This window comes from Breznakia blatticola, from assembly GCF_004365815.1.
GTDB classification, from domain to species: Bacteria; Bacillota_I; Bacilli_A; order Erysipelotrichales; family Erysipelotrichaceae; genus Breznakia; species Breznakia blatticola.
The window spans coordinates 52,649-67,176 of record NZ_SODD01000008.1; the positions used below are offsets into that span (position 1 = coordinate 52,649).

11 protein-coding genes and 1 other annotated feature are annotated in these 14,528 nt (G+C 34.1%); of the genes, 9 read left to right on the forward strand and 2 right to left on the reverse strand.

What is annotated here, in order from left to right:
* Window positions 1–774 carry an alpha/beta hydrolase gene (locus tag EDD63_RS03885; protein WP_134168681.1) on the reverse strand — a complete coding sequence of 258 codons (774 nt, stop codon included), beginning with the start codon at window positions 772–774 and terminating at the stop codon, window positions 1–3.
* Window positions 775–882: 108 nt separating this feature from the next.
* Window positions 883–1,120 (forward strand) — a binding site (T-box leader).
* 33 nt (window positions 1,121–1,153) lie between these two features.
* Between EDD63_RS03885 and EDD63_RS03890 the strand changes: the two genes are divergently transcribed.
* From EDD63_RS03890 to EDD63_RS03905, 4 genes are all read left to right on the forward strand, one after another.
* The gene (locus EDD63_RS03890) at window positions 1,154–2,188 is read left to right on the forward strand and encodes a methionine ABC transporter ATP-binding protein (protein WP_134168684.1); all 1,035 of its coding nucleotides are present in this window, start codon (window positions 1,154–1,156) and stop codon (window positions 2,186–2,188) included.
* Window positions 2,188–2,925: a methionine ABC transporter permease gene (locus EDD63_RS03895; protein WP_208318296.1), complete on the forward strand. Its 738-nt coding sequence runs from the start codon at window positions 2,188–2,190 to the stop codon at window positions 2,923–2,925. The genes EDD63_RS03890 and EDD63_RS03895 overlap by 1 nt, the downstream gene beginning before the upstream one ends.
* Window positions 2,926–2,951: 26 nt before the next feature.
* Complete coding sequence (locus EDD63_RS03900) at window positions 2,952–3,788, forward strand: MetQ/NlpA family ABC transporter substrate-binding protein (protein WP_134168686.1); 837 nt, start codon at window positions 2,952–2,954, stop codon at window positions 3,786–3,788.
* A 111-nt stretch (window positions 3,789–3,899) separates the two neighbouring features.
* Entirely contained in the window at window positions 3,900–4,613 is a 714-nt protein-coding gene (locus EDD63_RS03905) for a hypothetical protein (RefSeq protein WP_134168688.1), read from the forward strand.
* 40 nt (window positions 4,614–4,653) lie between these two features.
* Here EDD63_RS03905 and EDD63_RS03910 read toward each other — a convergent pair whose 3' ends face one another.
* On the reverse strand, window positions 4,654–6,753 hold the full coding sequence (locus EDD63_RS03910) for a glutamine synthetase III family protein (protein ID WP_134168690.1): 2,100 nt from the start codon (window positions 6,751–6,753) through the stop codon (window positions 4,654–4,656).
* Window positions 6,754–7,216: 463 nt separating this feature from the next.
* On the opposite strand from EDD63_RS03910, the gene EDD63_RS03915 reads away from it, so the two are divergent.
* The 5 genes from EDD63_RS03915 (at window position 7,217) to srtB (ending at window position 14,487) form a co-directional block, all read left to right on the forward strand.
* On the forward strand, window positions 7,217–8,485 hold the full coding sequence (locus tag EDD63_RS03915; protein WP_134168692.1) for a glutamine synthetase family protein: 1,269 nt from the start codon (window positions 7,217–7,219) through the stop codon (window positions 8,483–8,485).
* 16 nt (window positions 8,486–8,501) lie between these two features.
* Window positions 8,502–9,068, forward strand: coding sequence for an ANTAR domain-containing response regulator (locus EDD63_RS03920; protein WP_134168694.1), 567 nt, complete (start codon window positions 8,502–8,504; stop codon window positions 9,066–9,068).
* Between the two features lie 11 nt (window positions 9,069–9,079).
* Window positions 9,080–10,687, forward strand: coding sequence for a CTP synthase (locus tag EDD63_RS03925; protein WP_134168696.1), 1,608 nt, complete (start codon window positions 9,080–9,082; stop codon window positions 10,685–10,687).
* Window positions 10,688–10,842: 155 nt separating this feature from the next.
* The gene (locus EDD63_RS03930) at window positions 10,843–13,497 is read left to right on the forward strand and encodes a DEAD/DEAH box helicase family protein (RefSeq protein ID WP_134168698.1); all 2,655 of its coding nucleotides are present in this window, start codon (window positions 10,843–10,845) and stop codon (window positions 13,495–13,497) included.
* A gap of 150 nt (window positions 13,498–13,647) precedes the next feature.
* Window positions 13,648–14,487: a class B sortase gene (gene srtB / locus EDD63_RS03935; protein WP_134168700.1), complete on the forward strand. Its 840-nt coding sequence runs from the start codon at window positions 13,648–13,650 to the stop codon at window positions 14,485–14,487.
* Window positions 14,488–14,528: the final 41 nt, after the last annotated feature.

Here is a 14,528-nt window from a genome sequence, read left to right on the forward strand (position 1 = left end):
TCAAGTTGCTTCATTTTTGTTTTGTATATCGACAGGTTGTTCTTCATTGTTTTCAGCATATGGATCAAATGCCTGTGGTCGAAGTTTTGTCACGATTCGATCATGCATAAAAGCATCAAATAATTCGTAGACTTCGTTGTTTGTATTTGTCATTAGCATTAAGCGATGAACACCCTCATGTAAGGTGTATAAACGCTTCTCCTCGTGTTTTATCTTATTGTATGCATTAATGCTACTGCGTAATGGAATTACAGGATCACTGTCACCGTGAATGAATAGAACTGGACAAGTGACTGCTGCAATATCATCCTTACATGCACTAACGACTTCACGAAATGCTTGTGTATGTTTTACTGACATATCGGATGGGTTTTTCTGTTGCGAGAGTAATTTTCCGACAACTTCTAAAACCGTTTTTGCACTAATATATTCAAATGCAGGGGCAAGCAGTATCAACTTCTTTACTGGATATTTACTTGCTATATGACTTGCAAGTACACCACCCATAGAAAAGCCGATAACATATACTTCATGATGTTTTTGAAGGAGTTGTTCCATTTGTATTTCACATCGCTGAATCCATTGATTTGCATTGGTATCTGCTTCATCTTTGTAGTCAAAGATATCAAAAGTTACAAACTCATAATCCTCTTGTCCCCATAGTTTAAAGTTATCATATTCGTGTGAACGGCGACGCCCAAATCCATGGATACAAAGAATCACAGGTTTCTTATAAAAGCGACGATGGAACCATTTCTTTATAAATTGAATCATAGGTATATTATGACATAAAAGTAATGTGTCGTCACAAATTTTGAAAAAAAGATATGTAAAATCTGTTGACAATAAAAAATGAATAGCATAAAATGAACTCAATACAAAACAAATACGATGAAAAGAAGAGTAGAGTTTCAAAAGTCTTCATAGAGAGTCCTGGTTGGTGAAAAAGGATAAGATAAGTCGAACTTGAATATGGTCTTGGAGTAGTACAGTTGAGAGCTTGCTTTAGATTGTACCGTGTGCACCCGTTAACGTGCTAGAGTTTGATAGAACTTGAAGAGGTTATTGTAGTGATGCAATAATGAACTAAGGTGGTAACACGATGACATTCGTCCTTATGGGTGAATGTTTTTTTTATGATTTTGGAGGATATATGGAAAAGGTTGTCTTAAAACACATTTCGAAAACGTTTCAAGTAAAAACACATGATGTGCATGCAGTAAAAGATGTATCGCTAAGTGTGGATGAAGGCGATATCTTTGGTGTCATTGGATTTAGTGGAGCAGGAAAAAGTACACTTATACGTTGTATCAATTTGCTTGAAAGACCAACGAGTGGTGAAGTATGGGTAAATGGGAAAAACTTAATTGAATTACCAGCAAAGCAATTGCGTGAAGAACGTAAGAAAATCGGAATGATTTTTCAACATTTCAATCTGATGCGTTCAAGAACGGTTGCACAAAATATTGCCTATCCATTAAAAGGTAGTGGAAAAAGTAAAGCTGAAATCGAAGCAAAAGTAAGTGAATTACTTGAACTTGTAGAATTGTCAGATAAAGCAAAAGCATATCCAAGTCAACTGTCTGGTGGACAAAAACAAAGAGTTGCCATTGCAAGAGCGCTTGCAAATGATCCAAGCATCTTGCTTTGTGATGAAGCAACAAGTGCACTGGATCCACAAACAACACAATCGATATTGCAATTACTAAAAGAAGTTAATGAGAAATTAAAACTTACAATTGTTATCATCACGCATGAAATGGCGGTTGTAAAACAAATTTGTAATCGTGTTGCGATTATGGAAAATGGAGTCGTGGTTGAACAAGGAAATATTGTGGATATCTTCAGTAACCCACAAAATCAGACAACAAAGAATTTCATTAATACGACAACTTCGATTAATGAAATATATGAAATGATTGAAGAAGAAAATCCACTTGTTAAGTTGGAAGAAAATGAAACGATGCTTCGTTTAACATATGGTTCAAGTAACACCGATGAACCAATCATGTCAGAATTGGTTAACCAATTTAATTTAGAATTTAATATCGTATTTGCGAATGTTGAAGTACTAAGTGCAACTCCAATTGGAAATCTCGTTGTAAAACTAAAAGGTGAAACCAAAGATAGACAAGATGCTATTTCATATATCGAAAAACAAGGTGTGAAAGTTGAGGTGTTAAATTAATGGGAAGTCAAATTTCACAATTCTTTGAATTGATCATTGGTAAAGTTATTGAATTAATTGATCATATACTACCAATGGAATTTATGAATGATCCAATTATGGTGAAAGAATTAGTTAATGCAACTTGGGAAACCATATGGATGTTACTTGCATCTGGTATTGTTGCATTATTACTTGGACTACTTGTTGGAGTGATTGTGACAGTTACAAACAAAGATGGCTTGTTGGAAAACAAAATTATCTACTTTGTATTTGATAAATTTATCAATTTCTTTAGAGCAGTACCATTTGTTATTTTGATTCCATTGATGATGGGATTATCAAGAGTACTTGTAGGTACGGCGACAGGGACCACAGGAATGCTTGTGACACTTGTTTTTGGAATTATTCCATTCTTTGCTAGACAAGTACAAAGTGCATTGGCAGATGTGGATTCTGGATTGATTGAGGCAAGTATCTCAATGGGGGATTCCCCCTTACAAATTATTACAAGAGTTTACATTAAAGAAAGTATTCCAGGATTGATACGTTCTATATCGATGACACTTGTTTCTGCATTAGGACTTACAGCAATGGCAGGACAAGTTGGTGGTGGAGGATTAGGTGCCTTCGCTATTCGTTATGGATATCAAAGACATGAACTTGATGCAACATGGACAACGGTAGTCATTATATTAGTTATTGTTGTAATTATTGAATCAAGTGCAAATTATTTCGCAAAAAAATTAACACATTAAAAGTGTATCTTAAGGAGGATAAGAAGATGAAAAAAATTATTGCAAGCTTAATTGTTGGTTTATTGGTTTTAACAGGATGTGGAGGATCAGATGATAGTGCTGGCGCTGATGACAAACTAGAAAAGATTACAGTTGCAGCAAGTGCGACACCACATGCTGAAATTTTAGAAGAAGTAAAAGAAGATTTAAAAGAAGCAGGATATGAATTAGAAGTAAAAGTATTTGATGATTACATTTTACCAAATACAGTTGTAGATGATGGAGAAATTGATGCAAACTTCTTCCAACATGAACCATACTTAATCAGTTTTAATGAAGATAATGGAACAGACTTAGTAGCTGTAGCAAATATTCACATTGAACCTTTAGGAATTTATGCAAAGGATAATGAAAAAACAAACTCAGATTTTTCAGTTGCTGATGTAAAAGAAGGAGCAGTTATTACTATTCCAAATGATCCATCAAATGAATACCGTGCATTACTATTGTTACAAGAAAAAGGCATTATCAAAATCAAAGATAGCAACAACTTAAAATCAACAGTTGTAGATATTGTAGAGAATCCAAAAAATGTAGAAATCAAAGAAGTGGAAGCAGCTGGAATTCCAGCAACACTACCAGATGTTGATTACGCTGTAATTAATGGAAACTATGCACTTACAAATAAAGTTGAAGATAAACTAATTGTTGCAGAAACAAAAGATTCAAAAGGTGCATTAAAATATGCAAACATCCTTGCAGTTAAAAAAGGAAACGAAGACAGTGCAAAAACAAAAGCTTTAATTAAAGCGTTACACACAGAAAAAGTTAAAACATTCATTGAAGAAACATTTGGTGACTTAGTCATTCCAGCTTTTGATTAATTATTTTGACCCAATAGATAATATCTGTTGGGTTTTCTTATGTGCATGAATCAATAATAGACAAGCATTTCTTATTTGTATGGTATAATCAATGCAAGGAGCGTGAGGTCTATGGAGTTTGTGAAACGAAATAAAATTTTTGTTGCACTTGCATCAGTGCTTTTGCTATTGATTGCAATATTGACTTATGAGTTTGTTCAGCCAAGTAACACCCCAAACACGGTTGTTGCAGGAAATGATAGTGAGAAAACTACTAGTATTTCTAATTTCTCGTTAAAGTTGACTTCTGCAAACGACTTAACGTTTCATTGGGAAATAAATCAAGGTAGTGAAACAATTTCAAAGATTGAGATTTTTCATGATACAACCTTACTAAAAGATGTCACTAGCCAAGCAGTTTACTCAACTCCACTATTTCAAAGTGGAATTAAAACAGGAAATAATGAGTTTACGATAAAAGTAACGTTAGGAAATGGGAAAGTACTAGAAAAACGTTTGTATCGTTATATCGATGAGGTATTGAGTTTCAAGGAGGAACATCGACTTGAAGGGACTACTTTATATATGGAAACTACATATTATGTGCAAAAAGATCAAAAACCACGCACACCTATGGTTTCTTATACGCTAAATCAAAAGGGAGTTATTCCATTTGAGTATGTGAAAAGTGAAACCGTAAAAGTTGAAGGTGATTACCAACAACAAAAAGATTATTATACATTTGATCTGTCTCAAGTGAATTCAGGAACATATGTGTTTTATTTGAATTTCAATTATAATGAGTTCAATTTAATGTTTAAACGTACAATCAGTGTAGACATATAAAAAGCCTCGCAATCAAGCGAGGCTTTTTATATATCTAAGACTAATCTGCTACTGAGTATAATAAATCTCCATATGATGGGAATGGCCAGTATTCTTTAGAACAGTTTTGTTCGATTTCATCAACCACTGCACGTAAGTCTACCATTTTTGCTAATACACTTTCACCATAGTATGTCGCGTTTTTAATGTTATCGCTAATGCCGTTTGCGGCAACAATATCATCTGCTAATAACTCAGTTTTTGTGTATACTTCATGGATTAACTTGTTTAGTTTTTTAATCATAGCTTCTTCGGTAATGCAATCTAAATCAGCAACAATTGATTTTTTTACAGCGACAGTTTCACTTAAGTCCTTAATGTATTTTAAGACGGAAGGGATAATGTTTTTCTTTGCCATATTTACCATTGTTTCTGCTTCAATATTGATTGCTTTTGAGTATTCTTCAATCAATACATCCATACGAGCTTTCATTTCATTGACAGTATAGATATGATTTGAAGTAAATAGTTCTACATTTTTAGCATCCATATAGTGAGGAAGTGCTTCATATGTAGTGCGTAAGTTTAATAGTCCACGATTTTGTGCTTCAACTACCCAACTATCATCATATCCATTTCCATTAAAGATGATGCGCTTGTGTTTTGTGAATGTTTCTTTGATTAAATCATGTAAATCTTTTTGAAGATCACTAGATGCTTCTAAGCGGTCTGCAAATTCTTTAAATGCTTGTGCAACAATCGTATTTAACATAATGTTTGGACAAGAAATAGATAGTTGAGAACCAAGCATACGGAACTCGAATTTATTCCCTGTAAAGGCAAAAGGGGAAGTACGGTTACGATCCGTATTGTCTTTTTTAAATTCTGGTAGTGAGTCAACACCAATTTCGATCTTTCCAGCACTGTGGTTACATTGAGGCTTATCTTCAATGATACATTCAATGATGGCTTCTAAATCTGTACCTGTGAAAATTGAGATAATTGCAGGAGGTGCTTCTTGTGCCCCTAAACGGTGATCGTTTCCAGCACTTGCAACTGAGATACGCAATAAATCTTGGTTTTCATCAACTGCTTTAACTAAAGCTGCAAGAACCAACAAGAATTGTGCATTTTCTTCAGGTGTTGCACCTGGCTCTAATAAGTTTTCACCTTGATCAGTAGCCATTGACCAGTTGTTGTGCTTTCCTGAACCATTTATCCCTGCGAATGGTTTCTCGTGAAGTAGACAAACAAGTCCGTGACGAAGTGCCACTTTCTTCATAATTTCCATTGTTAGTTGGTTTTGGTCTGTAGCAACATTGGTAAGCGTGAAGATTGGTGCAAGCTCATGTTGAGCAGGAGCAACTTCGTTGTGTTGCGTTTTGGCAAGAACACCAAGTTTCCATAATTCAACGTTTAAGTCATCCATAAAACGAGCAACTTTTGGTTTTAATACACCAAAGTAATGGTCATCAAGTTCTTGTGTTTTTGGGGGACGAGCTCCATATAAGGTGCGTCCTGTATAAATTAAATCTTTACGTTTATCCCATAGATTTTTATCAATAAGGAAGTATTCTTGTTCAGCACCAACGGTTGTATTCACTCGTTTTACATCGGTTTTGCCAAAAAGTTTAAGAATACGTAACGCTTGACGATTCAGTAATTCTTGTGATTTCAGTAATGGTGTTTTCTTATCTAGTGATTCTCCATTGTATGACATGAACACACTAGGAATACAAAGAATTCCTTCTTTGATAAACACACATGAGGTTGGATCCCAACCTGTGTATCCACGAGCTTCATATGTATCACGTAGTCCACCATTTGGGAAACTTGAAGCATCAGGTTCACCCTTGATTAATTCCTTACCAGAAAATTCCATAATGATACTACCATCTCCACTAGGGGTAATGAATGCATCGTGTTTTTCTGCTGTAATTCCTGTCATTGGTTGGAACCAGTGTGTGTAATGCGTTGCACCATTTTCAATTGCCCAGTCTTTCATGGCAGTTGCAATCGTACTCGCACATTCTGGATCAAGCGGTTTTCCTTCTTCAATCGTTGCTTTATATTTCTTGTAAATGTCTTTAGGCAGTTTTGCCTTCATACAACGATCGTCGAAAACCTTCGATCCGAAAATCTCAGTAACGTTAGTTCTCATAGTTCTCCTCCTGAATAAACAAAAAGGGTGCCGTAGACAAAAATATATCTACAGCACCCTTGCTGTTACCATGAGTTTAATCAATAATTACGTATAAGTCAAGGTTAATTTGAATCTTTTTTACCAATATCACTTACTTTGATTGCAATGTAAAGTAACAACATCAGTTGAATAACATCATAGATAAATTTGTACATGATAAGCTCCTTTCATTTACTCATATGATTGTGTTTCTAATACAAGTGTAGCACATACATATAAAAGAGTTAACCCTACAGGATTCCTTGATAGAAGAGCTAGATGTAAAGTATATGTAAATTACAAACAATTTTTAGTAATCTATTTTGCATAATGTAAAAAGTGTGATATGAATAGAAAGAGTTACAAGTATGAAATCTTTTATTGACAGGAATTTAGTTGTAAACTATAATCATAAAATAGATTTTGAAGAAGGAGCGTGACTATGGAGCTACAAGATATTTTGCAATACATTCAACAGCATCATGTGAAATTTGTGCGACTCGCTTTTTGCGACATTTTTGGAACCCTCAAAAATCTCTCAATTAATGCAGAAGACTTCGAAGATGCAACAACATTTGGAGTTAACTTGGATGCTTCTATAGTTAACGGTTTTATGAACTTCAAAAAAACGGATTTACTCTTGTTTCCTGATTTGGAAACCATGACAGTACTGCCTTGGCGCAGCAATCATGAGAAAGTTGTTCGTTTTTTTTGTGATATTCGTCATGTGGATCACCGTCCATTTGAAGGTGATGGTCGTTATATTTTAAAGCAAGCGATGGAAGCTTGCGAAGCTTATGGATATACACCACGAATTGGAATTGAAAGTGAGTTTTATGTTTTTAAAAATGATGAAGATGGAAAACCGACAAATCTTCCAGTCGATGATGCATCGTATTTAGATGTAACACCACTTGATAAGTGTGAAAATATTCGTCGTGATGTATGTTTGGCTCTTGGTGAAATGGGGGTAAAAACGACTCTTTCCTACCATGAAAAAGGTCCGGGACAAAATGTTATTATGTTTCAAAAAGACCATGCACTACCGAGTGCTGACAATTTTATCACTTTTAAAAATGCGGTAAAAAGCATTGCGTTGGTAAATGATTTGTATGCAAGTTTTATGCCACGTCCAATGGCAAATGAGGCTGGTAGTGGACTTCGTATTAAAGTGATTTTAAGTAAAAATGATCGGAATATTTTTGATGATGAATTTGAAGTTAATATTCAAGAACAAAGAAGTTTCATCGCTGGAATATTAAATCGAATTGATGATATGAGTGCATTTTTAAATCCAATACATAATTCATATGAACGTTTAGGACGTGAAAAAGCACCAAAATACATAACGTGGTCAAAAGAAAATGAAAGTGAATTAATTCGTGTTAGTGAGAAAAATGATGAGTATTCATTTATTACACTACGTTCACCTGATGCAGCATGCAATCCATATATTAGCTTTGCTTTATTGTTGTTTGCTGGAGTTGAAGGAATGAAAAATCATGAAGAACTTCATGAAAATACAAAAAGTCCAAGAATGCTACCAGATAGCTTGAAAGAAGCAATTAAAAAACTGGAGACATCAACGTTTATAAAAACGTATTTAAATGAGAAAACACTTGAGACATTTATTCGTGCCAAAAAAGAAGAAGTAGAACAAATTGATAAAGAAGCTTCTTTTGCCTTGGATCCATACTTCCGCCTAATTTAGTAGGAGTGGATACAGTATGCCAAGTTGTTTAATTGTATCGAGTTTGGATAAAAGTTTAGATGCACTGACTAAACTTTTATCAAGTATCGATTTAAAGAAAATAGAATGTGTAAAAAGTGCAACAGAAGCAAGACAGGTTCTGGCAAAACAAGCATTTGATATGGTGTTGATTAATGCTCCATTATCAGATGAATTCGGACATGAATTGACATTACAAATTACCGAAAACTCTACAAGTGGTGTCCTTTTTCTGGTGAAAAATGAACTGGTTGATGAACTGAGTAGCAAACTAACAAGACATGGCGTGATGGTTATTGGAAAACCGTTGAATCGTCATATGTTTACACAAGCGGTTCGTATGGGATTATCCACACATCAACGCTTGTCACAAGCAGAAAAAGAAAATTTGCGATTACATGCCAAAGTGGAAAATTTAGAATTGATCAGTCGTGCAAAATACACACTGATGGAGTATTTAAATATGGGAGAAGCGCAAGCACATCGTTATATAGAAAAGAAAGCGATGGATGCTAGAATTTCCAAAGAAGAAGTTGCGAAAGATATATTAAAAACATATGGTTAGAAGGAGTTAAGATGAGAAAATACATATTTGTTACCGGTGGAGTAGTAAGTGGATTAGGTAAAGGGATAACCGCAGCAAGTTTAGGACGTATGTTGAAAGAACGTGGGTTGAAAGTCATCGCACAAAAGATGGATCCATATATCAATGTGGATTGTGGAACCATGTCACCATACCAACATGGGGAAGTGTTTGTTACCGATGATGGTGCTGAAACCGATTTGGATTTAGGACACTATGAACGTTTTATCGATGAAGATCTGAATCGATTTTCGAATCTAACAAGTGGAAAAGTGTATTGGAATGTATTAAACAAAGAACGTAAAGGTGAATACTTAGGAGATACAGTTCAAGTTATTCCACATATTACACAAGAAATTAAAGATTTTATTTATGCTGTAGGTGATGAAGATGAAGCGGATATTGTCATCTCGGAAATTGGAGGAACAACGGGAGATATTGAATCGCAACCATTTTTAGAAGCAATTCGTCAAGTCGGTTTAGAAGTTGGACGTGAAAACGTATTATTTATTCACGTTACACTTGTGCCTTACATTAAAAGTAGTGGGGAACACAAAAGTAAACCAACCCAACACAGTGTAAAACAACTGCAAAGTTTAGGTATCTCACCAGATATCATCGTTTGTCGTGCAGATGAAGATTTAGAACCAAGCATCTTACAAAAGATTTCACTGTTCTGTAATGTAAAGCAAGATTGTGTAATTCAAAATAAAACATTACCTGTGTTATATGAAGCACCATTAATGCTTGAAGAGGCAAACTTCTCGGATATTGTTTGTCGTGAATTGCATTTAAAGACAAAGAAACCTGATGTAAGTGAATGGAAAAATCTAGTCGAACGTATTAAACACGTAAATAAAGAAGTACATATCGCTTTAGTTGGTAAATATGTAAAACTACATGATGCCTATTTATCTGTTGTTGAAGCATTAAAACATGGTGGATATGAAAATGATGCGGATGTAAAAATTACATGGGTAGACAGTGAAGCACTAACGGATGAAAACTGCTCGAAATATTTCGAAGGTATGGATGGAATTATCTTACCTGGTGGCTTTGGTGGCCGTGGAATTGAAGGAATGATTGCAGCATGTCACTATGCACGTGTGAATAATATTCCATATTTTGGTATTTGTTTAGGAATGCAAATTGCATCCATTGAGTTTGCACGTTATGGATTAGGCTTGAGGGATGCAAATTCAAGTGAGTTTACACCTGCAGGTGCAAACAATGTAATTGACTTGATGGAAAGTCAAGTTGATGTGACTTCTAAAGGAGGAACGATGCGTTTAGGTGCATATCCTTGTCATATTCAAGCAAATAGTATTTTACATAAAGCATACCAAAATGATGATATTAGTGAACGTCACCGTCATCGCTATGAGTTTAATAATGCATATCGTGAACGATTCCAGGAAAATGGAATGCATATTACTGGGACAAGTCCTGACAATATGCTAGTGGAAGCGGTAGAGTTTAGTGATAATAAATTCCATATCGGTGTACAATATCACCCTGAATTTAAATCACGTCCAAATAAAGCACACCCGCTGTTCCGTGAGTTCATAAAAGTTGCAGTAGTAAACAAGCATTTAGTATAAGCAAAAGATTCATAAAATATTCTTATTTAAAATGGATGAAACGCATGTAGTTCGTGTGTATTTGTCCATTTTTTATTGTTGAGCGTTAACGTTTCTTCTATATACGCATAATTTCACATGTGATATATTAATTGTGTGTTAGAGGGGATTACATTATGAATCAATTTGAAAACATCTTAGAATTTAGAGGGACATGGAGGTTATATCAAAAACGAGTGTTGAATAATTTTGATCAACATGCTACAGACAAGAAAATACATATTGTTGCTGCTCCTGGATCAGGAAAAACAACTGTTGGTATAGAAATGATAAAGAGATTAGGTCAAAACTGTCTAATCTTAACTCCTAGTATCACTATCAGAGAACAATGGCTTGCTAGAGTGGAAGATGTTTTTTTATGTAACAAAAATGATGCGAAAGATTATTTATCTAATACTCTTTCATCATATAAACCAATTACGGCAATTACATATCAAGCAATGCATAGTATATATGCAAAAGAAACAAGTGAAGAGAATATAAAAGATATTGAGATTGTTAATTTGTTGAATGAACACAATGTAAAAGTCATCTGTCTAGATGAAGCACACCATATGCGTAATGAATGGGTAAAAGCACTTGAACAAATTATTTCGAAGCTTGAAGATGTTCAACTTATATCATTAACCGCAACACCACCATATGATGCGAATTTTAATGAATGGAAACGATATATCGATTTGTGTGGACCAATTGATGAAGAAATATTTACACCTGAGTTAGTAAAGGAAGAGAGTTTATGCCCACATCAAGATTATGTGTACTTTAACTGGCCAACAAAAGAAGAAAGAGCAGCAATTGAAAAACATAATAAACAAGTTTTACTGGCTAAAGAAGAACTGATGAACTCACCTGCGTTATTTGAACTTGTAAAAACACATCCTGCATTGACAAACCCACAAGATTGTTTGGATTCGTTGCTTGAAAATCCCGCATATTTATATGCTTTGATTTTGTATATGGAAGAAAAGAAGATTGTATATCCTAGTATGTTAAGTCAAGCGTTATCAGTGAAAAAAAGAAAACTGCCTACAGTATCCATCAAATATTTAGAGATACTTATGCAGGGTATCCTATTTCACGATTTATCAAGTTTTAATGCAAACGATAACAAGGTTGAAACGTTGCGAGCAATTTTAAAAAAGTATGGATGCATATATCGGAATGAAGTACGAATGCTGACAAATGAGAACATTAATAAATCGTTAATTAATAGTAAAGGAAAACTTGAAAGTATAAAGAAAATCGCATTAGCTGAATATCATAATTTAGGTGAGCAACTTCGTATGTTGATTCTCTGTGATTTTATTAAAAAAGAATCTTTAGAATTGATTGGTAGTGGAACCATGAATCAAAGCATTGGGACGGTACCTGTTTTCGAAGCGTTACGCACACAAAACACACAGATGAAACTATCGATTCTTAGTGGTAGTATCATTGTTTTACCCAAAACTACAGCAGTTTCTATTTGTAAGGCTCTTATAGATATGGGATATGAAGCACATATGATACAGTTAAACGTAGATGAATATGTTCGAATCAATAGCAATGCGGATAACGGGGTGTTGGTCAAATGTGTAACTGATGCATTTGAACAAGGAGAAATTCAGATTTTGATTGGTACTAAGGCACTACTTGGAGAAGGTTGGGACTCACCTTGTATTAATTCTTTAATTTTGGCTTCATTTGTTGGTTCATATGTTTCTAGTAATCAAATGCGAGGACGCGCAATTCGAAAAGATTCAATGCATCCAGATAAAGTAAGTAATATTTGGCATTTGGTGTGCATAGAACCGAAATCGAGTATACATGATATTTTTTATGATCCTTACACCTCATATGATTTGCAAATGTTAAAACGACGCTTTGCGACGTTTTTAGGTGTTCACTATACCAAACCACTTATTGAAAGTGGTTTTACAAGGTTGAGTTACATTCAGGAGTATGGGAAAGATTTGAATAAAAACACAATCACAAAAATAAATAATCAAATGTTAGATGCATCAACAAAACGCGAAGAATTACGAGATCGTTGGAATGAAGCGTTGGTTTGTATTAGTGAGCAAAATCCTGTTGAAGATGTTTTAGAACTTGAAGTAGAGATGTTAAAAAAGAATTATGTATTTGCAAACCATTGGCTATTCATTGTATGTACAATCATTTCTTCATTTGTAATGCAGTTTGTACGAGGAGTATCTTTAAAATTAGAGCAAAATGTATTTGGAGTCATTGGTTTATTTGTCATCTTTGTTTTTCTTATTTTTGTGTTGGATATCGGATTATCGAAACTTTTAGCGTATATTACACCACAACACACAGTAAAAAAAGTAGGACAAGTAATACTTGCTACACTAGAAGATTTGAATATAGTTAGTCATGAAAGTAAATATGTACGAATCAAAGACGTAAAAGGAACAGGAGTGATGTTAGTATATCTAGAAGGTGGAAATGCAAAAGATAAGCATTTGTTTTCTACATGTATGGAGGAGTATTTTTCCAGTATTGATAATCAAAGATATATTATTGTACGCAAAGGCTTTAAAAATGCATTAAATAAGTATTTTGCAGTTCCTGAGATTTTTGCGAAACGGAAGCAAGACGCACAAATATTTACATCACATATAAAACGCGTTCTTGGTCTATGTGAGTTAGTCTATACAAGAAATGCAGAAGGGCGAAAAATGTTATTAAAGGCACGTGGAAAATGTTTCGGGTTTCGAAATGAAAAAATGGTTGACTCTAAACGTAAAGTTCTTGGTAAGTATGAGTAATGTATATGCTTAAAGTAATTACATAAATCGATTTATGGTATAATTGCAAAGAACAATTTGCCAAAAAAGTGGTTTTATTATGAAATTAGGTAAATGCGTTTACAATTCGTGCGTTTTGCATATAATGAAGTGTAGAAAAGTGAGGGAAACATGGCAAGAAAAGAAAAGGTTAAAAAAGAGAAAAAGAAAGTTGGACCTGTACGTCGACTGATCGAAACGCTGTTGTTGATTGTGGCAATATGTGTGTTTATCTATGCAGGTTTCAATTTATATAAAATTTATTCGCAAAACTGGGAAGAAAGTAAAGAAACCGAAAAACTACAAGAGATTATTAATGTGCCAAAAGATGAGAAAAAGCTGGATACATTTGAACCTGATTTTGCAGGAATAAGAGAAATAAATCCTGATATTGTTGGATGGATTGTCGTGTTAGATACAGATATTTCATATCCAGTCGTAAAAGGACAAGATAATGAATATTACTTAACACATACGGCATATCATACAAATAACTATGCAGGAGCAATCTTCATGGATTATCGTCAAAATCCAGATTTATCTGCAAAAAATACGTTTATTTATGGACATAATGTGCATCATGGAACGATGTTTGCTGAATTAGCTAATTACATGGATCAGTCATTTTTAAATGAACACCGCTATTTCTATTACTATACGCCTGAGGCAAACTATAAACTTGAAGTATATAGCGCATATGTAGATAAGGGGACTTCAGATAGTTATACATTAAGTTATGCAGATGATAATGCATATCAAAATTATTTGAATTATGTAAAATCATTAAGCCGTGTACAAACAGATGTGGAAATGAGTGCAGATGACCATATGATTACATTATATACATGTTCATACGAGTCAGGACAAAACCCATCAAATACAAATACATCAGATATTGAAGATCGTTACTTTATTCATGGTAAAATCATCAAAGCCTTAAAAGGTGATTTACCAAAGACTAACGAAATATAGTAAAAATTACCAGGAGTAAAAGCTTCTGGTTTTTTCTTGTC

Coding starts and splice junctions, on each gene's coding strand:
- EDD63_RS03885 (WP_134168681.1), bottom strand. CDS start 774: ATGATTCAATTTATAAAGAAATGGTTCCATCGTCGCTTTTATAAGAAA.
- EDD63_RS03890 (WP_134168684.1), top strand. CDS start 1,154: ATGGAAAAGGTTGTCTTAAAACACATTTCGAAAACGTTTCAAGTAAAA.
- EDD63_RS03895 (WP_208318296.1), top strand. CDS start 2,188: ATGGGAAGTCAAATTTCACAATTCTTTGAATTGATCATTGGTAAAGTT.
- EDD63_RS03900 (WP_134168686.1), top strand. CDS start 2,952: ATGAAAAAAATTATTGCAAGCTTAATTGTTGGTTTATTGGTTTTAACA.
- EDD63_RS03905 (WP_134168688.1), top strand. CDS start 3,900: ATGGAGTTTGTGAAACGAAATAAAATTTTTGTTGCACTTGCATCAGTG.
- EDD63_RS03910 (WP_134168690.1), bottom strand. CDS start 6,753: ATGAGAACTAACGTTACTGAGATTTTCGGATCGAAGGTTTTCGACGAT.
- EDD63_RS03915 (WP_134168692.1), top strand. CDS start 7,217: ATGGAGCTACAAGATATTTTGCAATACATTCAACAGCATCATGTGAAA.
- EDD63_RS03920 (WP_134168694.1), top strand. CDS start 8,502: ATGCCAAGTTGTTTAATTGTATCGAGTTTGGATAAAAGTTTAGATGCA.
- EDD63_RS03925 (WP_134168696.1), top strand. CDS start 9,080: ATGAGAAAATACATATTTGTTACCGGTGGAGTAGTAAGTGGATTAGGT.
- EDD63_RS03930 (WP_134168698.1), top strand. CDS start 10,843: ATGAATCAATTTGAAAACATCTTAGAATTTAGAGGGACATGGAGGTTA.
- srtB (WP_134168700.1), top strand. CDS start 13,648: ATGGCAAGAAAAGAAAAGGTTAAAAAAGAGAAAAAGAAAGTTGGACCT.